The following is a 21,680-nucleotide window of genomic DNA, read 5'->3' on the forward strand; positions in this document are numbered from 1 at the left end:
TTCAGGATTTTTGAATTCAGTTGATTTTTAGGGTTAAACACCAGGCATTCCGCAAACCTACACCCTCAAAATCTCAACACGCAAGCACAGACAGATCCACCAAAGCCGACATTTCTGCCGGTTTTTCAGGAATTCCTTCAATTGAACGCCTTCAATTGCACCCGGATGACCCATACCTTGGCCAATCCGGAGACGCTTTTAAAAATGACTATTGCACACGATATCCAAAAATAAGATGCTGCATGCGCATATTGCTTTTTATCCCTCTAGTCTCGAAAGCGGTTTTCGCCTTACAGAGATTACACACCAACGGGAACAGCCTGCGCCATGACGACACAAACCGGCCAACGCCGCTATGAAATTGCCGAGGCCGTGCTGCGCTCCAACATCGCCGAAGGCCTGTTGCCGCAAGGACTTGTGCTGTTGGAAGGCCATATTGCCGAGATCCTGCAAACGTCCCGCGCACCGGTACAGCGCGCCTTGCAGGCGCTGGAGGCGGACGGGCTGGTGCATCGGTTTCAAGGGCGCGGCTATCTCGTTGGCCCGACAGGTCTTGGCATCGAGCCACTGAGAACCGATATCCGCAGCATCGGCCTGACCGTTGCCAAACATGCCGACGACGCTTTGCAGAACCGGTCCTCCTGGGAGCGGATTTACGACACCGTGGAGCGTGATGTGGCCGGATGCGTGGTGTTTGGCCGCTACCGGATCATCGAGACCGAACTTGCCAGCCATTTCAACGTCAGCCGCACGGTGGTGCGCGATGTGCTGGCGCGGCTGAGCGAGCGGGGACTGGTGCGCAAGAACCAAAGCTCCCATTGGATCGCTGGTCCGTTGACCGCCCAGACCATCAAGGATCATTTCGGGTTGCGTGCCATGCTGGAGCCGCAGGCATTGACGACGGCTGCGCCCCATATCGACAGTGAAGCGCTGCTTTGCCTGCTGGAACGGCTTCGGCAGCTGGAGAGAGATCATGCCGGGGATGGCCTCAGAGATGTGATGGAGATGCAACAAGGCTTCATCGACATCTGCATTCTCGCCACGCCCAATGAGAAGCTGCGCGAATTGATCCGCAACAATCTTCTGCCGGTGACGGCGGCGACCAGCCTGCTGGCCCGCCTCGGCCTGCCCGGCGACCTGACGACGATTACTGAATTTAGGCTGATCGTCGAGTTGCTGGCCCGTGGGGCGACCACGGCTGCGGCGGCCATGCACGGCACCCATCTGGATGCCGCCTTGAACCGGACCATAGCCCAGATGAAGATCGTCGCGATCATTCCCGATCCAGGCGCCACGGCGGCCTATCTGACCCGCGTTCAGGAATGAGCGTGACGCCGACCCTGTCATGACCTGCCCTCCTACACGTTTGACAGAGAGGCGCTGATGTCGCGGATCATCGCCTGCCGCTCACGACGCGCCGCCAATGCCTGCTCCATGTTCACCTTGACGAACCGGGTCGGCGTATGCGGCTGCAATTGGCCGATCAGGTCCATATCGGCTGAGATCACCGTGCCGACCATGAAATAGCCGCCGCCGGAAACGGCGTCGCGGTGCAAGACGATTGGCTCACTGCCGCCCGGCACCTGGATCGAGCCGTAGGGATAGCAGCTATCGACAATATTGGACGGATCGGAGCCTGCCCCAAACGGCGGGGTGCGGGGTACAAAGTCCAGCTTGCTCCCGCCCCGAAACCGGTAGCCCATCCGGTCGGCTTCCGGCGCTACCTTCCATTCGTCTTCAAAGAAATTGCCCTTTGCCTCTTCCGTCAGCCGATCCCAGTAGAGACCGGGCAACACGCGCAATTCGGCAGGCGCGCCCGGACGGCGGCGCAGCGCCTGCGGAATGGTCCGGCCTTCCGGTACAGGCTTCGCCTGCCCGACCGGCAATAGATCTCCAGCAGCAATCGCGCGGCCCTGAAAGCCACCAAGCGCTCCTATGGCATAGGTGGAGCGTGATCCGAGCGCCAGCGGAACATCGATACCACCAGCAATAGCAATATAGATCCGCGCCCCCGCCTTCAGGAAATCGAAACTCAGCACCTGACCTGCCCGCACCTTGAAGGCGGTCCAGCCGGGCTGCTCCTCGCCGTCTAGCCGGATCGGCATCTCGGCTCCGGTGACGGCGACCATGGTGTCAGCGGCAAATTCCAGCTTCGGCCCGATGAACACCGCCTCCAGCCCCGCCGCCCCTTCATCGTTGCCGACGAGCAGATTGGCGGCCTTCAGCGCCAGCCGATCCATAGCCCCGCCCTGGGGAATGCCGAGGTGAAAATAGCCGGGACGGCCCAGATCCTGAACCGTGGTGGCAAGCCCTTGATGCAAAACTTTAATGACCATGGAGAAGGCCCTCCAGCCTTGCGTTATAGCCGCCGATGTCTTTCTGGAATTCCGAGAGATCAAAGCGCACCTCGCGGATCGGCGGCACGAATATGCCCTTGTCCACCTCTTCCACCGCCTGATCGTAACCGTCTCTATCCACCGGCTTGAACTTGACGATATCGCCCGGTTTGAAGAACACCATGAAGTCGCGCAGGTAAGAGGTGGTCTGGGTCGGATCGTAGATCGGCATCGGGGTAATACCGAACATCTGATAGCCACCGGCACCGCGTACCGAATAGATGCAGCCGAAACAGCCACCGTGGCCGACCGTCAGCCTCGGCGTATCGGTGCGGGGTCGCAGATATTTCGGCACCTCGATCTGCCGCTGACGCTCAACCATCTGGTACATGAAGGGCAGGCCGGACACGAAGCCGACCATGGAGACAAACCACGGCGACCCGGCATGGGCGGCGATGAAGTCCGCAACACTTGAGTAATTGTTGATCTTGGCGGCATAATCGAGATCGGTCCCATCAGGCTCCTGATGCCGCTCACGAAACCGCATCAGTGTCTCATGGGTCCAGGGATCGTTGTAGAACACCGGGATTTCGACGATCCGCGTGGCAATCACCGGATCGCTTTTCGCCGCCGCCACCTCGATGGCCTGGACTTCCTTCAGGATGTCATCGGGATGAATGACATCAGGATCGAACTTGACCTGGAAAGAGGCATTGGCCGGGCAGATCTCGGTAACGCCCTTGATCCGGGCTTGTGAAATGCCGTTGGTCATCGAAAGCGAGGTGAAGAAGGCCTCCAGCGACATCGCCTCGCTGCATTCCACGAACAGATGCTCATCACCGCCGAATGTATAGCGCATCGCCATCAGACAGTCTCCTTCAGGGGAACAGATTGGGCAGGCGGAAAGGCCGTTTCCAGCCAGGGCTCCAGAAACCGGGTATGGACATCGGCGCTTCGCACGGAGGGATCAGCCACCAGCTTTTTGTGCAGCGGAATGGTGGTGGCAAGACCGCCGATCTCGAAATGCTCCAGCGCCGCGCCAAGCTTTTCCAGGCAGGCTTCACGGGTTTGCGCCCAGACGATCAGCTTGCCGAGCAGGGAATCGTAGAAGGGCGGCACCTGATAGCCTTCATAGAGCATGGTATCGAAGCGGATGCCGTCGCCCTCGGGAATGTGCAGGGTTGAGACCGTGCCGGGACCGGGCAGAAAGCCACGTGCCGGGTCCTCGGCATTGATCCGGCATTCGATAGCGTGGCCGGAGAGCACCACATCCTCCTGACGCAGCGACAAAGACGCGCCACCGGCAATGCGGATCATTTCCTGCACCAGATCGATGCCGGTAATCATTTCCGTCACCGGATGCTCGACCTGGATGCGGGTATTGACCTCGATGAAATAAAATTCGCCGCTCTGCTCATCATAGAGATATTCAACCGTGCCTGCGCCGCGATAATTGACCGACCGCGCCAGCGCCACGGCGCTGGCGCACAGGGCTTTTCGCACATCAGCAGGCAGGCGCACCGATGGACCTTCTTCCCAAACCTTCTGGCGGCGGCGTTGCAGCGAGCATTCCCGCTCGAAGCAATGAATGGCATTTTCCCCATCGCCGAGGATCTGTACTTCGACATGGCGGGCGCGGGTAATGACCTTCTCGATGTAAAGACCGCCATCGCCAAACGCAGCCAACGCTTCGGAGGATGCCTGCGGGAAATGCCGCTCGAAATCCTCCATGGTTTCGGCAATGCGAATGCCCCGGCCACCGCCACCGGCAGCCGCCTTGATCATCACAGGAAAACCGATTGTCTCGACAATAACACGCCCTGCATTCAGGTCATCCACCCGGCCATTTGAACCCGGCACAGTCGGCACACCGGCCTGCATCGCCACCTTGCGGGCCTCGACCTTGTCACCAAGCAGGCTGATAGCTTCATGGCTCGGACCGATGAAAATCAACCCGGCATCGGTGACGGCCTTGGCAAAAGCGGCGTTTTCGGAGAGGAAGCCATAGCCCGGATGTACCGCATCGACGCCGGTTTCCAGTGCCGCTTTCAGCACGGACTCGATATTCAGATAGGATTTGGCCGCCGATGGCGGGCCAATCTCCACCGCCTGATCGGCCAGTTTCACCGCCAGCATGTCGCGGTCGGCGGTGGAATGAACCTGCACGGTGCGAATACCCTGCGCCTTGGCCGCCTGGATGATCCGAACGGCAATCTCCCCCCTGTTGGCCACCAGCAGCGACGAAATACTCATGCCTGCACCTCAGCGATCACCTGACCGGCCATGATCGGCTCATTGTCTTCCGCCACGAACACCAGACCGGTGCCAGCGGCATCCGCATGCACTTCATGAAAGGTCTTCATCACCTCAATCAGGCCGATAACATCGCCTTCAGCCACCGCGTCTCCATCATTTTTGAAGCTCGGGGCATCGGGAGACGGCTTGCGGTAGAATGTGCCAGGCAGGGGCGATCTGATCTCGTGGGTGCTCATGGCTGTCTCCGGTTATTTGAGAATGTCTGAAAGAGGCGAAATGCGGATGCCTTCAGCGACCAGGGCGTCGCGCATATGGCGGACGATATCGAAAGCGCCCAGCGTGTCGGAATGGAAGCAGATGGTCTCGAATGGCACCTCGATATCCTTACCCGTTACCGCCGTGACCTTGCCCTCCAGACAGGCACGCAGCACTTTTCGGGCAATGGCGGCAGGATCGGGTCGCCCGGCATCGCGGGTAAAGACGATGGAACCGCTTTCGTCATAATCGCGGTCAGCGTAGAACTCCCGCGCCACCGGTTGCCCCGCCTCGCGCGCGGCAATTTCGGTGGCCGAACCTGCCATGCACAGCACATAGGCATTGGGGCTGGCGGTGCGCATATAGTGCACGAAAAGCTGCGCCAGTTCGGGATTGACAGCCATTTCCATATAAAGCGCGCCGTGCGGCTTCACATGTTGCAGACTTGCGCCATGGCGGCGCACGAATTCCTTCAGCGCTCCCACCTGATAGACGATATCGTTGACCAATTCGCGCGGCGTGCCATTGATCTTACGCCGCCCAAAGCCCTGGAGATCATCGTAACCGGGATGAGCGCCGATACCGACACCATGTTCCACCGCCAGCCGCACGGTCTCATCCATCAAGTTGGGGTCGCCAGCATGAAAGCCGGTGGCGATATTGGCAGAACTGATAAGCCCCATCAAAGCCTGATCGGCGGTATCGCCGACCCGCCAGCGGCCAAAGGCCTCGCCCAGATCACAATTGATATCGACAGATTCAAGCGCCACAGGGAACCTCTATGCTTTATTTTTATGCAAAAAACTCAAGTGCCATCATTTTCGTCAGAAAAAGGTAGGCAGAAAACCGTCATTTGAAAAATGGTATTTTCAGAAAGCCATTATCTGATTTACTGATGATAGGAGTGTGGAGGACCCAGAGAAAAGTTTGAATGTTTTTCGTCCTGTAGACCACACAATGCAGGCGAATATCTCAGCCGCCACAATCAGAAGATTAATCATTCTGATTTTCAGATGATGCTATCAAAAATAACGATGGGAGTTCGCGTCATGTCGCTCAGTCTACGCCAGATCCGCTATTTCGTGGCGACCGCTGAATCCGGGCAGGTCTCGCAGGCCGCCATCAACCTCGCCATCTCGCAATCGGCGGTGACCACGGCGATCAAGGAGCTTGAAACCATTGTCGGCGCGCCGCTGTTCGAGCGTACGCCGCACGGCATGGACCTGACAGAAGCCGGACGTCTGCTGCTATCCCAGGCCTATGATATTCTGCGAAAGGTTGATGACATCACCACGCTCAATCCCGTCACCGGCAAGGTGCAGGGAAAACTCAGCGTCGCTGCCAGCTATACGGTGATCGGTTATTTTCTGCCGCTGCATATCGAGCGGTTGAAACGGCAATTTCCGGGCGTCGATATTCAACTGTTCGAACTCAACCGGGAAAGCGTCGAGGAAGGCCTGCTCGCCAATCGATATGACGTCGCCGTGCTGCTGACCTCAAACATTCTCAACCCGGAACTGACCACCGAAACCCTGCTGAATTCGCAGCGGCGGCTCTGGCTGCCCGCCCGCCATCCGCTACTGACCCGTCCCTCGGTCGGGCTGAAGGACGTCGCGGAGGAAAACTATATCATGCTGACCGTGGACGAAGCGTCCCATACCACGCTGAAATACTGGAGCCCGACACCCTACCAGCCGAAGGTGACGTTGCGGACATCCTCGGTCGAAGCCGTGCGCTCACTGGTTGCCAATGGCCAGGGCGTCGCCATTCTCTCCGATATGGTGCATCGGCCATGGTCGCTGGAGGGCAGACGGATCGAGACGGTCACGCTGACCGATCCGGTACCATCCATGGATGTTGGCCTTGCGTGGCGACGCAATGCGGACTTCAGCCCGGCCATGGAGGCGTTCCGCGCCTATTTCCGGCGGGCCTTTCATATTCCGGGGTAGGTTTCCCTGCCCCGGAACCATAAGCGAATATCAGGCCAGACCGCCGATATGGAAAGTCTTCATTTCCAGATATTCCTCAATGCCGATCTGTGCGCCTTCGCGGCCAAGGCCGGACTGCTTGACGCCGCCAAACGGTGCCACTTCCGTGGAAATCGCCCCGGTATTCAGGCCGATCATCCCCGCTTCCAGCGCCTCGGCCACCCGCCAGGAGCGCTTCAGGCTTTCGGTGTAGAAATAAGCAGCCAGACCGAAGGGCGTACCATTGGCAATCTCCAACGCTTCTTCCTCGGTTTCGAACTTGAACAGCGGCGCAACCGGACCGAAAGTCTCCTCGCTGGCCAGCAGCATGTCGGTTGTCGCACCGGTCAAGACCACCGGTGCCGTAAACTGCGAACCCTGCGGCAATCTGTGCGCATCGGTGGCGATCTTCGCGCCCTTGGAAACGGCATCCTCGACATGCTGGCGGATCTTGCCAATCGCGGCCTCGTTGATCATCGGCCCGATGGAGACCCCTTTCTCAGTTCCAGGGCCAACCTTCATGGCATTGACGCGTGCCGTCAGCTTGGCCGCGAAGGCATCGTATACGCCTGATTGAACCAGGATGCGGTTGGCGCAAACGCAGGTCTGGCCACCATTGCGGAATTTGCAGAGGATCGCACCTTCGACTGCCAGATCAAGATCGGCATCGTCAAACACGATGAACGGCGCATTGCCGCCCAGCTCCAGGCTGAGCTTCTTGATCGTATCGGCGGCACCGCGCATCAGCAGCGATCCGACCCGGGTCGAGCCGGTGAAGGAAATCTTGCGCACCACGTCATTGGCCATGATTTCATTGCCGATCTCGGTCGGCATGCCGGTGACGATATTGATGACACCCGCCGGAATACCGGCGCGTTCGGCCAGCACACCCAGCGCCAGCGCCGAATAGGGCGTGAAATCCGAGGGCTTGATGACCACGGTGCAGCCCGCCGCCAAGGCTGGAGCCACCTTGCGGGTAATCATCGCATTGGGGAAATTCCAGGGCGTGATGATGCCGCAGACCCCAACTGGCTCCTTCAGCACAACGATGCGGCGATCGGTGGTTGGCGAGGGAATGGTATGGCCACCGATGCGGCGGGCCTCTTCCGCAAACCATTTGACGAAGGAGGCACCGTAGCGGATTTCGCCTCGCGCCTCATCCAGCGGCTTGCCCTGTTCCATTGTCAGAATCAGCGCCAGATCCTCGACATGCTCGATCATCAGGCCGTACCAGGCTTCCAGCAGCCCGGCGCGCTCGGCATGGGTCTTTCTCTTCCAGAGCTTGAAGGCCTTTTCGGCAGCCTTGATGGCGGCGCGTGTGTCGTCGGCGCCCATATCCGGCACCGTGCCGCTCGCCGCTTGCGTGGCCGGATCGATAACGTCGATCACCTTGTTGGATGCGGCATCGACCCATTCGCCGCCGATCAGGCCCTGCTGGCGCAGCAAGGTCTTGTCTTTGAGATTATGCATAGAAAGTCCTCAATTGAGTGAGACGAAAGGTCCGTCCTGCCGTTGAAACATAGGTAGAGATGCCGTCGCTGGCACCGTTGGAGTTGGAAAATCTTTAATATCCGCGCTCACGATCAACAAGGCCAATCATCTCTTCACCAGCGCGATGACGGCGGATATTGTCGATCACCGCAATGGCCGCCGTTTCCGGTTGGGTGACGCTGGCAATATGGGGTGTGATGATCACATTCGCCTGTCGCCACAGCGGATGGTCCGGTGGTAGCGGCTCAGGATCGGTGACATCGAGAAAGGCGCTGGCGAGATGGCCGCTCTCGAGCGCTGCCAGCAACGCCGTCTGATCCAGTTGCGCACCACGCCCGGCGTGGACGAGTGCTGCACCACGCGGCAGGCGGGCAAAAAGGTCGGCATTGAGGAAATGCCGGGTCTCGGCTGTCAGCGGCAAAAGACAGACGAGAATATCGGTCTGCTCCAGCAGATCCGGCAGCACCTCTATTCCGGCATGGCAGGTAACGCCATCGATTTCACGCGGCGAACGGCTCCAGCCTGACAGTTGAAAACCGAAAGGCTTCAGCCGCTCCAGCGCCGCCTGCCCCAGCAGGCCCAGGCCCAGCACCGTCACCCGTTGCCCAAGTGCCTGGTATATCGGCAGGGGCTGCCATTCACCTTGTTGCTGCTGGTGAAGATAGGCTGGCAGTTTGCGGTGAACAGAAAGCACGGCCAGCGTAATATATTCCTGCATCATCCGCACGATTCCATCCTCCACCATCCGCACCAGCTTGACGGTATCGGGCAGCCGGCCGGGATAGAACTGATCAACACCGGCGCCGATGCAAAACAGCACTTCGAGATTGGTATAACGCTCGATTGCCTCCGGCATCGCCCAGGTCATCAGGTAGCGGACATGTTTGGGATCAACCGGCGATGGCGCGACATGAAAATCCACATCGGGCATGTCACGCGCGAAGGCCTGCGCGAAGACCGCGCCACGCACCGGATCTGAGTTGAAGAGAAAGGCCATGATTATCCTAGAGCTGGACGGTCCCATCCGGCGTCATTGACGAGGCCGGTGCGAGAAAAAATGAGAGTTGGAGGTGAACGTAACGCGCTTTCATCAGGCTAAGTGTCGCTCTTGGCAGTTTTTTCGATAAAACCTGCTGGAAATTCATGCGGTTTCAGTAGAATCTATTGCCTTGGACGGTTTTAGATAAGCATCGGCGGCATCCTCTGCAAACCGACCCAATGCAAGGAATTCAATGTGACGGTGAAAACGTCGATCCAGGTGGAATCCTTTGAACTGACGTTAACAGATATTCATGACGTCGGCATCGATCGCCTGCATGGTCTTTCCGTCGCCGTCGGCTGGCCGCACAGGACTGAGGATTGGGCTTTTCTGCTGGCAAATGGCCAAGGCGTCGCGGCCATTGACCCTATTGACCGAGTGCTTGGCTCGGCCATGTGGTTTACCATGGACGAAAATTTCGCCACCATCGGCATGGTGATTACCTCGCCACGCCTGCAAACGCTGGGCACGGGCCGCTGGCTGATGGAGCATATCCTCGCCAGCATCCCCTTCGCACGGCTGGGGCTGAACTCTACCCGTGCGGCAAGACGCCTCTATCGCAGTATCGGCTTTGCCATCGAGGCTCCGGTCTTTCAGTACCAAGGCGAGGCAAGGCTATCCGAGGCAAGGCTGCCACCGGAGACCGTAAAGCCCACCGATGGCGCACAGCTGCGCGTGATAAAACCCGAGGATTTGCCGGATCTCGCTGCGCTGGATGAAATTGCCTTCGGTGCAAATCGACAGCGCTGGCTTGCCAACCTCCTGCCCCTGTCCGAAGGCGTGGCACTGCTGCGCGCCGGTAAAATCGTCGGTTTCTCGCTGTCGCGGCCCTTCGGGCGCGGTCACGTGATCGGCCCGGTGGTCGCCGCAAGCGATGAAGATGCCATCGCCGTGACGCGACCTCATGTCGCACGCCATCAGGGGCGGTTCCTGCGGCTGGATACGCGGCATAGCTCCGGTGTCTTTGCGGAATTCCTGCTGGAATCCGGGCTTTCCTTGTTCGATACCGTCACCACCATGTCACAGCGAGCACCCTGGCCGGTCGGACCAAAAGGGGAACCGGGTGCCGATGGCAAGGGCCACTCGGAGCCCCATGCCATAACTTATGGATTGGCGAGCCAGGCACTGGGTTGACTAAGACACCCGGACAGTCGTAAAGCGGCGCTCCCCTATCGGTTCGCAGGTGATTGACCGCTGCTTCGCGGTCTCTCCCTTTGGCTGATGCAAGACTTTTTTAACATCCATGTCTTACAGCGCGATGCGTCGGCGACGACATCTGCGTCACGCTGTAACATATTCAATATACTGCATAATTTTCAACCCAATCGCTTGCGGTCGGGCCGATTATGCTGTAGCAGCGCCACCCCGGCATCTCACCGCCGGGCCATTCATGAGTTGCGAGTATTATGCCAAGATTGACCCCTTCCGCTCCGGTATTTCATCGGAAAATCGAAACCTTTTGCGAAGTGCGGCTTGCGCCGGCACTTGCCAAATCCGATTATCAGAATTTGCGCAGCTATATGCTCGGGCTGATCGTTCGTCAGGCCACCCCACCTTTGCATGGCGGACGTCCGAACTGGAAAGAAATCGGCGCCACCTGTCTGCTCAGTGAAGAGGGCCTCGCCATCGCGCGCCGCGAAGGTCGCCATGCTTTTGAAGCCATCATGCGCTGGGTTACGCTGGCCCAGAAGGCCAAGGCTGTGCCTGCACCGGCCCCCACCCCGGTCGCCCGTCCCGCCGCTGCCAAGACCATTATCCGCCCGGTCGGCATGCGCACCGTCTCTGCCAACAGCAACCGCCGCCCTGTGGATCGGATGCCGACTGCGACCACCACGACTCGCGCCACATTTGCCCCCAAGAAGGCTGGCGTCCGCGGCTGAAATGTCTACAGACCGGCCCTTTTCGGGCCGGTCGTCTATCTGATGGTTTCAGCCGTTGCGAAACGCATACCCATAGCCGTTCAGGGCAGGCGCACCGCCCAAATGGGCGTAGAGCACTTTCGAGCCTTCCGGGAAATATCCCTTCTTCACCAGATCAATCATGCCCTGCATGGATTTCCCCTCATAGACGGGATCGGTGATCATACCCTCCAGACGGCCCACAAGACGAATGGCATCCTTGGTTTCTTCCGAAGGGACGCCATAAACCGGATAGGCATAATCCTCAACCAGGACGATATCAACCGGGCGCATCTCACGGCCAAGCTTGACCAGATCCGCTGTGCGCTGGGCAATCTCCAGCACTTGGGTGCGGGTTTGATCCGGGGTGAAAGAGGCATCGATGCCGATGACATGGTCGGCGCGGCCATCCTTGGCAAAGCCAACCGCCATGCCAGCATGGGTTGAACCGGTGACGGTGCAGACGACGATATAATCGAACGCAAATCCCAAAGCCGCTTCCTGCGCCCGCACTTCCTCGGCAAAGCCGACATAGCCAAGCCCACCATATTTATGCACGGAAGCGCCAGCCGGGATAGCATAGGGCTTGCCGCCCGCCGCCTTCACCTCTTCAATTGCCTCCTCCCAACTGCGGCGAATGCCGATATCGAACCCGTCATCGACCAGCCGAACATCCGCGCCCATAATGCGTGACAGCATGATATTGCCGACCCGGTCGTAAACCGCGTCTTCATGCGGTACCCAGGCTTCCTGCACGAGTCGGCATTTGAAGCCGATCTTGGCAGCAACCGCCGCCACCATGCGGGTATGGTTGGACTGGACGCCGCCAATCGACACCAGCGTATCAGCGCCAGAGGCAATGGCATCCGGGATGATATATTCCAGCTTGCGCAGCTTGTTGCCGCCAAAGGCCAGACCCGAATTGCAATCGTCCCGCTTGGCGTAAAGTTGCACTTTGCCACCGAGATGATCGGTCAGCCGCTCCAGCTTCTCGATCGGTGTGGGGCCGAAGGTCAGCGGGTAACGTTCAAAAGCATCGAGCATGGCATCCTCATTGAAAATGGGGGTTGATAATGGTCGGATGCTAGACTTTTGGATGTGAAAGGTGCTTTCTAATTTACAATATAAAGCGCCTCATAATTCATTTTTTTCGAAGAATATGATGCAAAGTCTGCTATCCAATCCATATAAATGAAAGCTTCTTCCATGAGTGAATCGCTGGATCGCATCGACCTGAAAATGATCCGCCTGTTGCAGAAAAACGGGCGCCTGACCAATGCCGAACTGGCCGAGCAGGTCTCGATCAGCCCGGCGACTTGCCATAGGCGTACGCAGAAGCTGTTTGCGCAGGGCTATATCACCGGTGTACGGGCCATGGTGGCACCCGCCAAGGTCAACCGGGCGGCGTTGGTCATGGTCGGCGTGGTGTTGGACCGGTCAACACCGGACAGTTTTGCCGCGTTTGAAGCGGCGGTGGCCAAACTGACATTCGTGCTGGATTGCCATCTGGTGGCCGGTGATTTCGATTATTTCCTGAAAATTCGGGTCGGCGATATGGCCGATTTCAACCGGATTCATGGCAGCCAGCTGATCGCCCTGCCCGGCGTGCGGCAAACCCGAACCTTCTTCGTGATGAAGGAAGTGGTCGATAACCGGGCGCTGGAATTCTGATTAGCCCGCATCTGCCGTGGCGCGGGCAAATGCCGCCAACACCGTGCGTTCGGAGCGAACCAGATAGGCATCCAGCGCGACAGCCGCTTCTTCCGCCTTGTCGGCTTCCAGCAGGCCAAGGATTTCGCCATTCAATTCCACGAAGGGCGCATGCAACAGTTCCGGATCGTCCAGCAGGCCGAAGCTCAATCGTAGTTCCGCAGCGATTCGGGTATAAAAGTCACTGAGGCGGCTGCTGTCGGCGAGATCGACGATAGCGGCGTGAAACTGCATATTGGCGCTGCCGACCCCCAGCCAGTCACGGCTATTGCGACAGGCCCGTGCGGTTTCCACCGCCAACCGCATCCGCCGGACGGCAGGATGTCCGGAAAACGCCTGCTCAAGCGCCTTGCACTCCACCAGCCGTCGCACCCTGTAGATATCGATGATCGAGGCCATGCTGGGAGTGGCGACAAACACACCGCGATTGGCCTCGTGGCGCAGCAAGCCATCCTTGGTCAGCAGCCGAAAGGCTTCCCGCAGCGAATTGCGCGACACGTCGAGCCGGGTGCTGAGTGCTGCCTCCGACAGCCGCTGGCCCGGCTTCAACTCCCCGGCGATCAGTTGATCGCGGATTTTTGTTACCAGTCGCTCCGCCAACGAAAGGCTTTCATCCTCGTCTGCCATAGGTCCCTCTTGTCCAACCGCGAACATGTTCAGCGGCGGCCATCCTTCGCCGGGACTATTGCCGATGCCCTCCGGCAGAGCAAGGCAGTGCGGAAAACGGGGCAGACTTGCCCACACCATTGGCATGTCATGCCGATATCGCAGGCAAGTCGCCCATGAAATAAACAGAATGATGGAACGATAAAATAAAATTGTTCAACAATATTGACGGAATTGTGAAACGTGGCAGACTGCCTGCATGGATCATCCGCAGAGGGGCGGATGACGATAAAACGGAGCAAATCCATGGGGCAAAATAAGCTCGCCACCGCAGACGCAGATTCAGACGCCAACGGCAATCCGGGCAAGCCGAAATCGGCCAAGGCAAAGCGTTACGCCTTGCTATCGGCCATGTTCCTGATGTCGATGTCGGCTGTTGGCCCAGGTTTCATTACTCAGACAGCCACTTTCACCGTCAAGCTCGGTGCAGCTTTTGCCTTCGGCATCTTCGTTTCCATTATTATCGATTTCATCGTCCAGGCGAACATCTGGCGGCTCGTCACAGTCACCCGCATGCGCGCCCCGGCCATTGCCAACAGCGCCATTCCCGGCTCAGGCTACGTGCTGGCCGTGCTGGTCATCATTGGCGGGTTGTTCTTCAATATCGGCAATATCGGCGGCGCCGGTCTGGGCTTCAACGCCATGATCGATCTCGATCCGAAGATCGGCGGTGCCATCGGCGCACTTGCGGCCATCGGTATTTTCCTGTCTCGCCGGGCAGGTGTCGCCATGGACCGGGTGGTCTTTGTTGCGGCCTTCGTCAAACTCGCCCTCATTCTCTACGCAGCAATCGTCTCCGGCCCGCCGGTTGCCGAAGCGCTGCGCCAGACCATTTTGCCTGACACGATTGATTTCGCCACCATCACCACCATCGTCGGCGGCACCGTCGGCGGCTATATTACCTATGCTGGTGCCCACCGCCTGCTCGACAAAGGCATGGGCGGCGTTGAGAATATCGGTGCCGTCAACCGCGCGGCGTTCAGCGGCATCGCCATTACCGGCGTACTGCGCTACATCCTGTTTCTCGCCATTCTCGGCGTTGTCGCCAGCGGCACGGTCATCGACCTCTCCGGCAAGGCTGCCAATCCAGCCGGCCAGGCCTTCCATGCGGCAGCTGGCAATATCGGCTTTCGTCTGTTCGGCGCGGTGCTGCTTGCATCGGCCATGACCAGCATTATTGGTGCGGCCTATACATCCGTCTCCTTCCTCACCGCCTTCAAGAAAGACATGACAGAGCGTCAGCGCAATTTTGCCACTGTCGGCTTCATCGCCTTCTCGCTGATAAGCTACATGCTGATCACCACCCCGCCCGCGGCCATGCTGGTCTTCGTTGGCGGCCTGAACGGTCTCGTCCTGCCCATCGGCCTGTCGATCTTCATCTATGCCGCCTGGGCGCGCTCCGACCTGATGGGCGGCTATCGCTATCCGCGCTGGCTTTTGATCCTCGGCGTCCTCACCTGCGCGCTGACATGGTACATGGCCTATAAATCGGTCGGGCCAATCTTCGCCCTGCTCGGCCTGTAAAAAGCTGGCCCTTGATAAACAAGGAAGGAAAGCACATGGCTGCCATCGATCTCAACAGCGACCTTGGGGAAAGCTACGGCGCATGGAGCATGGGCGACGATGCGGCCATGCTGGCCGTGGTTTCCAGCGCCAATATTGCCTGCGGTTTTCATGCGGGCGACCCGTCCGGCATCTGGAAAACCGTCAAGGCCGCCGCTGAAAATGGCGTATCGATCGGCGCCCATGTCTCCTATCCTGATCGCGTCGGCTTTGGCCGGCGCGACATGGACGTGACCAGTGAAGAGCTGATCGCCGACGTGATCTACCAGATCGGCGCACTGAAAGGCATGGCGGCGGCGGCCAACACCCGCGTCACCTACGTCAAGCCGCATGGGGCGCTCTATAACCGGATCGCCAATGATGCCCGTCAGGGCCAGGCGGTGATCGATGCCGTCAAAGCCATCGATCCCTCGCTGGTGCTGATGGGTCTCGCAGGCGCACCCATCCTTGATCTCGCCCGCACGTCCGGCTTGAGTACCGTGGCGGAAGCCTTCGCCGACCGGGCCTACACGCCGCAAGGCCAGCTTGTCTCGCGCCGGGAAGCGGGCGCGGTGCTGCATGACGCGGAAAAGATTGCCAGCCGCATGGTGCAGCTTGCCCGCCAAGGCACGTTGGAAGCCATCGATGGCAGCGTGATCAAGGTGGAAGCGCAATCAATCTGCGTGCATGGCGACAGCCCCGGCGCGGTCGCCATTGCCCAGGAAATCCGCAGGCGATTTGAGGCTGAGGGCATTGCCATGCAGTCGTTTGTAACTGCTTAAAGCGTGTTGCGGCTTATCAGCCTCAAGCAACACGCTTTAAGTTTTTGTTTTTACGCATGTCGTTACCGCAAAACCGCTGCACACTTTTGCGCGACATGCTCTAGGGAGAGAGACGATGATTGCCTTGAAGCATCTGGCGCATTGGGATGTCGAACCGGCGCGTGCTGCCCGCGCCCGTTATCGCAGTGGAGACGTGGAGCCGACTTCCGGCATTGCCCCTGGCTTCACTCAGGCTAATATGATCGTCCTGCCGCGCGACTGGGCTTTTGACTTCCTGCTCTATGCGCAGCGCAATCCCAAAGCCTGCCCGGTTCTTGACGTTTCCGATCCCGGCTCGCATCTGACGGAACTCGCCAAAGGTGCCGATCTGCGCACCGATCTGCCGCTCTACCGGATCTGGCGCGATGGCAAGCTGGCAGAGGAAACACCCGATGCCACCGCCGCCTGGGCCGAGCATCCCGATCTCGTCAGCTTCCTGATCGGATGCAGCTTCACCTTTGAGACGCCGATGGTGGAGGCCGGCATCGAGATCCGCCACATGACCGATAAAAGCAATGTGCCGATGTATCTGACCAATCAACCCTGCCGCCCGGCAGGCCGGTTGCATGGCAATATGGTGGTGTCGATGCGGCCAATTCCTGCCTCGCGGGTGGCCGATGCTGCGACGATTTCCGGGCGGTTCCCGGCTGTGCATGGCGCACCGGTTCATGTCGGCGCGCCGGAACAGATCGGCATTGTCGATCTGGCCAAGCCGCAATTCGGCGATCCCGTCCGCATCGAGCCGGGCGAAGTGCCGGTGTTCTGGGCCTGTGGCGTCACCCCGCAGGCAGCCGTAATGGCATCGGGCGTCCCCTTTGCCATCACCCATGCGCCCGGCCATATGTTCATCACCGATATTCCCGATTCCGCCTATCACGCCTGAGGTTCCGATGCGCTTTCTCCCCGTCAGCCTGACGACGATGCTGGTCGAGCTTGCCGATCTCGATGAGACGCTGGCGTTGTTCGCATCGCTTCAGGCAAGCCCCATCCCCGGCATCGACGAAATGGTGCCTGCCGCCCGGACCTTGATGATCCGGTTTCGTCCGCAGACCATCAGCGCGCAAGCCCTGGCGGCTGAGGTCAGTACCCGCGACCTTTCAGCCAAACTGGCCCCATCCGATCATCTGGTCGAAATACCCGTAGACTATGACGGCGAAGATCTGGCCGATGTGGCAGAACTGACCGGACTTGCGATTGAAGAAGTTATCCGCCGCCATACGGAAAGCACGTTTACGGTTGCTTTTTGTGGCTTTGCGCCGGGCTTCGGCTATCTCGTCGGTGGCGACCCGGCCTTGCACGTGCCGCGCCGCAAAAGCCCGCGCACCCGCATTCCCGCTGGCGCCGTGGCACTGGCAGGCGCCTTCAGCGGGGTCTATCCGCAGGCCAGCCCCGGCGGCTGGCAAATCATTGGCGTCACACCGGTGAAAATGTGGGATCTCAGCCGTGATCCGCCAGCACTGTTTCAGCCTGGCTATCAGGTTCGCTTCACCGATATGGCAAAAGCGGTCCATCCCGTTGTTATTCCTGCAAGCGCAGCAGCTCCTGCCAGTCCGTCTGGTGGGCTTTCCGAGACGAATGGCGCGGGGCATTTGACCGTACTGACTGCCCCCATGCCTGCGGTGTTCCAGGACCTTGGCCGTCTCGGCCAGACCGGCCAAGGCGTTTCCGCCTCCGGCGCTTTGGACCAAGGGGCTTTGAAGGCCGCCAATCGTGTGGTGGGCAATCCATCTGGCTATCCTTGCCTGGAAATTACCCTCGGCGGATTTTCCTTTGAAAGCGATAGTCGCGCCGTCATTACGCTGACCGGTGCGCCCTGCCCGGTCACTATTCGGGATGTCTCAGGCCGAGTCACTCAGGCTGAAACCTATCAGCCGATTGCGCTGGAATCCGGTGATACCATCAGCCTTGGCCAGCCACCTAAGGGCATGCGCAGCTATCTTGCCGTGCGCGGTGGCTTTGCAGTCCAGCCGGTGCTGGGCAGCTATGCCACCGATACGCTGGCCGTGGTTGGCCCTGAGCCGGTGACGGCAGGCACGGTTCTAACCCTGAAGGGCAACAGCGAGGGCCTCACCGCCGTTTCACTGCACGAATCTGCGCCGCAGAACCTCCCGAGCACAGGTGATATCGTCACGCTGGACGTTGTGCTTGGGCCGCGCACCGATTGGTTTACCGAAGATGGTCTGGCGACGCTGACGGACCAGCTTTGGCAGGTGACGCCGCAATCCAGCCGCGTCGGTATCAGGCTTGCGGGCGACGTGCCGCTGGAACGGATCGATACCGCCGAACTGCCAAGCGAAGGCACCGCCACCGGGGCCATTCAGGTGCCGCATAGCGGCCAGCCGGTGCTGTTCTTGGCAGACCATCCGCTGACCGGTGGCTATCCTGTCATTGGCACGGTTGCCGAATATCATCTGGATCTTGCGGGACAGATCCCGATCAACGCCCGCATCCGCTTCCGGCCCATTGCACCCTTCGCAGACATCGCACCCACCCCTGTCCTTGGCCCTGCCGCGAACGCATAGTGATAAAAGAGGAGACACCGATGAAGAAAGTGCTGATCGCCAACCGGGGCGAAATCGCCGTTCGCATCATCCGCGCCTGTCGCGATTACGGGCTACAATCCGTTGCGGTCTATGCCGATCCGGATATCGACGCGCTATTTGTGCAGCTTGCCGATGAGGCCTATGGGCTGTCCGGTGCCAAGCCGTCTGAAACCTATCTCGATATCGCCAAGCTGATCGACATTGCCAAACGATCCGGCGCGGACGCCGTCCATCCCGGCTACGGCTTCCTGTCGGAGCGCGCCGAATTTGCGCGGGCGGTCATCGATGCCGGTCTGACCTGGATCGGCCCTGATCCGCAAGTCATCGAAGCGCTGGGCGACAAGGTCGAGGCACGGCGGATTGCCACCAGCGTCGGTGCGCCACTGGTGGCGGGCAGCGATGGGCCGGTGGACACCGCCGAGGAGGTGATTGCCTTTGCTGAGCGCCACGGCCTGCCGGTCGCCATCAAGGCGGCCCATGGCGGCGGCGGACGCGGCTTGAAAGTCGCCTGGAAAATGGAGGAGATTCCGGAGCTTTACGCATCGGCAGTCCGCGAGGCGACCGTGGCTTTTGGCCGTGGCGAATGCTTTTTGGAGCGCTTCCTCGACCGGCCCCGCCATATCGAAGCGCAGGTGATTGCCGATAAGCACGGCACCGTGCTGGTGCTCGGCACCCGCGATTGCTCCTTGCAGCGACGCAATCAGAAACTGGTGGAAGAAGCCCCGGCTCCTTTCCTCATCGATACGCAGCGCCAATCCATCCATGACGCGGCAAAAGCGATCTGCGCGGCGGCGGGCTATAGCGGCGCGGGAACGGTGGAATTTCTGCTGGGCGTTGACGGCACGATTTCGTTCCTTGAGGTGAACACCCGGCTACAAGTCGAGCATCCGGTGACGGAAGAAACCACTGGCATCGATCTCGTCATCGAACAGTTCCGCATTGCAGAGGGCCTGCCCTTGGCGATTACGGAAACACCCGTGCCACGCGGTCATTCCATTGAATTTCGCATCAATGCCGAAGATCCGGGCCGGGGCTTTCTGCCGACACCGGGCACGATCACCCGGTTTGCGGCCCCGTCCGGCCCCGGCGTGCGGCTCGATAGCGGCGTCGATACCGGCTCCACTATTCCCGGCGTCTACGATTCGCTGATGGCCAAGCTGATCGTCACCGGTGCCACCCGCGAGCAAGCCTTGCAAAGGGCGAGACGCGCCCTGAAGGAATTCCAGATCGAAGGCGTGGCAACCGTGCTACCCTTCCACCGTGCCGCGATGGAAACCGACGATTTCATCGGCACTGATGGTTTCAAGGTCCATACCCGCTGGATCGAAACCGATTTCGCCGCCATGCCTGAAGCAGCTATGCGACCAGAGCCAGCCGCCGACACGTCGCTGATCCGCACCCATGTTGAAATCGATGGCAAGCGCCATGCCCTCGGCATTCCGGCCCAGCTTCTCGCAGGCTTTGGCAGTCTCTCAGTCAATGCCGGACAGGCCGTAACAAGTGATGCGGGAAATACGCCGGAAAAAGGCGCAATAGCCGCCCCGGTGTCCGGCACGGTTCAGTCTTTCAAGGTGAAGGATGGAGATCGGGTTGCGGCAGGTGATCTTCTCGCTGTCATGGAGGCGATGAAGATGGAAACCCAGATCACCGCGACAACAGCCGGAACCGTCAATCTCGTTGCAAGCGAAGGTGATTATCTGGCTGCGGGAAGCCTGCTCTTGAAGATTGTCGCTTAACGACGCGCCGCAACGCTTCGTCATGCTCGGGCTTGTCCCGAGCATCTGCCTGCGTTGGCGTCACAACGATTTTCCAGCCGATGTAGGAGGTTGCCTTATCGGGCAGCAGACCCTCGGGACAAGCCCGAGGGTGACGAAGAATGTGGGTTTCTCGAAACTTACGAAAAATCCAGCGCGCGGTCGCCGTCTTCATCCTTGATGCGGGTCGGCAGGCCGATATGGTTGAGGATGTTGAGGAAAGGCCGTGGCGGTAATTCTTCGACATTGGCCATTTTCTTCACGTCCCATTCGCCGGTCGCAACCAGCATGGCAGCCGCGACGGGCGGAACGCCAGCCGTGTAGGAAATGCCCTGGGAGCCGACTTCGTTATAGGCTTCCTTATGGTCAGCGACATTGTAGATGAAGACGGTCTTTTCCTTGCCGTCCTTCAGACCCTTCACATAGTCACCAATGCAGGTCTTGCCTTCATAGTCGGGCGCTAGCGATGACGGGTCGGGCAGGCAAGCCTTGACCACTTTCAGCGGCACGACTTCGGAGCCATCGGCCAGCTTGACCGGCTGTTCGGAAAGCAGACCAATGCTCTTCAGCACGGTAAACACGTTGATATAGTGGTCGCCGAAGCCCATCCAGAAACGCACATCGGCACCGTCCATGTTCTTGGCCAGCGAATGCACTTCGTCATGACCGCAGAGATAGGCTCGGCGCGTGCCGACCACCGGCAGGTCGTAATCCTTGCCGATCTCGAACATCTTGTTGACCTGCCATTCGCCCTTCTGCCAGGAATAGACGACGCCAGTGAACTCACGGAAATTGATTTCCGGGTCGAAGTTGGTGGCGAAATATTTGCCATGGCTGCCAGCATTGATATCGACGATATCGACATCCGTGACCTTGTCGAGATATTCATCCTTGGCAAGGCGGGCATAGGCATTGACCACGCCGGGGTCGAAACCAGCACCGAGAATGGCGGTAATGCCCTTCTCTTCACACTCAGCAGCCCGCTTCCATTCGTAGTTTCCATACCATGGCGGCGTTTCACAGATCTTGTTCGGCTCTTCGTGGATTGCGGTGTCGATATAGGCAACGCCGGTATCCATGCAGGCGCGCAGCACCGACATGTTGAGGAAAGCCGTGCCGACATTGATGACGATCTGCGAGCCGGTCTTTTCGATCAGCGCCTTTGTGGCGTCAATATCCAGGGCGTCAAGCGCATGGCCTTCCAGCACGCCCGGCTGCTTCATGGCGTTCTTTTCATGCACGGAGGCGATGATGGCGTCGCATTTGCCCTTGGTGCGCGAGGCGATATGGATATCGCCCAGCACGTCGTTGTTCTGGGCGCATTTATGCGCAACGACCTGGGCGACGCCGCCAGCGCCGATAATGAGCACGTTCTTCTTCATGATGCGGACTAACTCCTTTT

At 59.3% G+C, this 21,680-nt stretch carries 20 protein-coding genes; 10 read left to right on the top strand and 10 right to left on the bottom strand.

The genetic code is table 11. The features are described 5' to 3' along the window. Positions 1 to 327 precede the first annotated feature (327 nt). The gene (locus H1Y61_RS21825; protein WP_180574805.1) at positions 328 to 1,326 is read left to right on the top strand and encodes a GntR family transcriptional regulator; all 999 of its coding nucleotides are present in this window, start codon (positions 328 to 330) and stop codon (positions 1,324 to 1,326) included. Positions 1,327 to 1,358: 32 nt separating this feature from the next. Here H1Y61_RS21825 and H1Y61_RS21830 read toward each other — a convergent pair whose 3' ends face one another. From H1Y61_RS21830 to H1Y61_RS21850, 5 genes are read right to left on the bottom strand one after another with little or no spacing between them, the layout of a single operon-like run. Beyond that, on the bottom strand, positions 1,359 to 2,336 hold the full coding sequence (locus tag H1Y61_RS21830; RefSeq protein WP_180574806.1) for a 5-oxoprolinase subunit C family protein: 978 nt from the start codon (positions 2,334 to 2,336) through the stop codon (positions 1,359 to 1,361). Next, positions 2,326 to 3,201 carry a 5-oxoprolinase subunit B family protein gene (locus H1Y61_RS21835; protein ID WP_180574807.1) on the bottom strand — a complete coding sequence of 292 codons (876 nt, stop codon included), beginning with the start codon at positions 3,199 to 3,201 and terminating at the stop codon, positions 2,326 to 2,328. Before H1Y61_RS21835 ends, H1Y61_RS21830 begins: the two co-directional genes overlap by 11 nt. Next, a complete protein-coding gene (locus tag H1Y61_RS21840) occupies positions 3,201 to 4,589 on the bottom strand; it encodes an acetyl-CoA carboxylase biotin carboxylase subunit (RefSeq protein ID WP_180574808.1) in 1,389 nt (462 codons plus the stop codon). The genes H1Y61_RS21835 and H1Y61_RS21840 overlap by 1 nt, the downstream gene beginning before the upstream one ends. Next, on the bottom strand, positions 4,586 to 4,828 hold the full coding sequence (locus tag H1Y61_RS21845) for an acetyl-CoA carboxylase (RefSeq protein ID WP_156590199.1): 243 nt from the start codon (positions 4,826 to 4,828) through the stop codon (positions 4,586 to 4,588). Before H1Y61_RS21845 ends, H1Y61_RS21840 begins: the two co-directional genes overlap by 4 nt. Before the next feature lie 12 nt (positions 4,829 to 4,840). Beyond that, positions 4,841 to 5,617 carry a 5-oxoprolinase subunit PxpA gene (locus H1Y61_RS21850; protein WP_174083508.1) on the bottom strand — a complete coding sequence of 259 codons (777 nt, stop codon included), beginning with the start codon at positions 5,615 to 5,617 and terminating at the stop codon, positions 4,841 to 4,843. 279 nt (positions 5,618 to 5,896) lie between these two features. On the opposite strand from H1Y61_RS21850, the gene H1Y61_RS21855 reads away from it, so the two are divergent. Then, positions 5,897 to 6,796: a LysR family transcriptional regulator gene (locus H1Y61_RS21855; RefSeq protein WP_180574809.1), complete on the top strand. Its 900-nt coding sequence runs from the start codon at positions 5,897 to 5,899 to the stop codon at positions 6,794 to 6,796. Positions 6,797 to 6,826: 30 nt separating this feature from the next. On the opposite strand, the gene H1Y61_RS21860 is transcribed toward H1Y61_RS21855, so the two are convergent. Beyond that, entirely contained in the window at positions 6,827 to 8,284 is a 1,458-nt protein-coding gene (locus tag H1Y61_RS21860; RefSeq protein WP_180574810.1) for an NAD-dependent succinate-semialdehyde dehydrogenase, read from the bottom strand. 94 nt (positions 8,285 to 8,378) lie between these two features. Further along, positions 8,379 to 9,302 (bottom strand): 2-hydroxyacid dehydrogenase, encoded by a 924-nt coding sequence (locus H1Y61_RS21865; RefSeq protein WP_180574811.1) that lies wholly within the window; start codon positions 9,300 to 9,302, stop codon positions 8,379 to 8,381. Positions 9,303 to 9,539: 237 nt separating this feature from the next. On the opposite strand from H1Y61_RS21865, the gene H1Y61_RS21870 reads away from it, so the two are divergent. Both H1Y61_RS21870 and H1Y61_RS21875 read left to right on the top strand, forming a co-directional pair. Beyond that, positions 9,540 to 10,478, top strand: a complete 939-nt coding sequence (locus tag H1Y61_RS21870; protein ID WP_180574812.1) for a GNAT family N-acetyltransferase — start codon at positions 9,540 to 9,542, stop codon at positions 10,476 to 10,478. A 272-nt stretch (positions 10,479 to 10,750) separates the two neighbouring features. Next, complete coding sequence (locus H1Y61_RS21875; protein ID WP_180574813.1) at positions 10,751 to 11,224, top strand: hypothetical protein; 474 nt, start codon at positions 10,751 to 10,753, stop codon at positions 11,222 to 11,224. A gap of 48 nt (positions 11,225 to 11,272) precedes the next feature. Here H1Y61_RS21875 and H1Y61_RS21880 read toward each other — a convergent pair whose 3' ends face one another. Further along, complete coding sequence (locus H1Y61_RS21880) at positions 11,273 to 12,286, bottom strand: 1-aminocyclopropane-1-carboxylate deaminase (protein ID WP_180574814.1); 1,014 nt, start codon at positions 12,284 to 12,286, stop codon at positions 11,273 to 11,275. A 162-nt stretch (positions 12,287 to 12,448) separates the two neighbouring features. Between H1Y61_RS21880 and H1Y61_RS21885 the strand changes: the two genes are divergently transcribed. Beyond that, positions 12,449 to 12,913 carry an Lrp/AsnC family transcriptional regulator gene (locus H1Y61_RS21885; RefSeq protein ID WP_180574815.1) on the top strand — a complete coding sequence of 155 codons (465 nt, stop codon included), beginning with the start codon at positions 12,449 to 12,451 and terminating at the stop codon, positions 12,911 to 12,913. Here H1Y61_RS21885 and H1Y61_RS21890 read toward each other — a convergent pair whose 3' ends face one another. Further along, the gene (locus H1Y61_RS21890; RefSeq protein WP_180575249.1) at positions 12,914 to 13,579 is read right to left on the bottom strand and encodes a GntR family transcriptional regulator; all 666 of its coding nucleotides are present in this window, start codon (positions 13,577 to 13,579) and stop codon (positions 12,914 to 12,916) included. Positions 13,580 to 13,864: 285 nt separating this feature from the next. On the opposite strand from H1Y61_RS21890, the gene H1Y61_RS21895 reads away from it, so the two are divergent. From H1Y61_RS21895 to H1Y61_RS21915, 5 genes are all read left to right on the top strand, one after another. Continuing rightward, the gene (locus tag H1Y61_RS21895; RefSeq protein ID WP_180574816.1) at positions 13,865 to 15,142 is read left to right on the top strand and encodes an NRAMP family divalent metal transporter; all 1,278 of its coding nucleotides are present in this window, start codon (positions 13,865 to 13,867) and stop codon (positions 15,140 to 15,142) included. Positions 15,143 to 15,177: 35 nt separating this feature from the next. Next, entirely contained in the window at positions 15,178 to 15,942 is a 765-nt protein-coding gene (locus H1Y61_RS21900) for a LamB/YcsF family protein (RefSeq protein ID WP_180574817.1), read from the top strand. 115 nt (positions 15,943 to 16,057) lie between these two features. Next, complete coding sequence (locus tag H1Y61_RS21905) at positions 16,058 to 16,864, top strand: putative hydro-lyase (protein ID WP_156537196.1); 807 nt, start codon at positions 16,058 to 16,060, stop codon at positions 16,862 to 16,864. A gap of 7 nt (positions 16,865 to 16,871) precedes the next feature. After that, on the top strand, positions 16,872 to 18,503 hold the full coding sequence (locus H1Y61_RS21910) for a 5-oxoprolinase subunit B/C family protein (protein ID WP_180574818.1): 1,632 nt from the start codon (positions 16,872 to 16,874) through the stop codon (positions 18,501 to 18,503). A 20-nt stretch (positions 18,504 to 18,523) separates the two neighbouring features. Then, entirely contained in the window at positions 18,524 to 20,260 is a 1,737-nt protein-coding gene (locus tag H1Y61_RS21915; RefSeq protein ID WP_180574819.1) for an acetyl/propionyl/methylcrotonyl-CoA carboxylase subunit alpha, read from the top strand. Positions 20,261 to 20,418: 158 nt separating this feature from the next. On the opposite strand, the gene H1Y61_RS21920 is transcribed toward H1Y61_RS21915, so the two are convergent. Continuing rightward, a complete protein-coding gene (locus H1Y61_RS21920) occupies positions 20,419 to 21,660 on the bottom strand; it encodes a saccharopine dehydrogenase family protein (RefSeq protein ID WP_180574820.1) in 1,242 nt (413 codons plus the stop codon). Between the last annotated feature and the right edge of the window lie 20 nt (positions 21,661 to 21,680).

Source organism: Agrobacterium vitis (assembly GCF_013426735.1).
GTDB classification, from domain to species: Bacteria; Pseudomonadota; Alphaproteobacteria; order Rhizobiales; family Rhizobiaceae; genus Allorhizobium; species Allorhizobium vitis_D.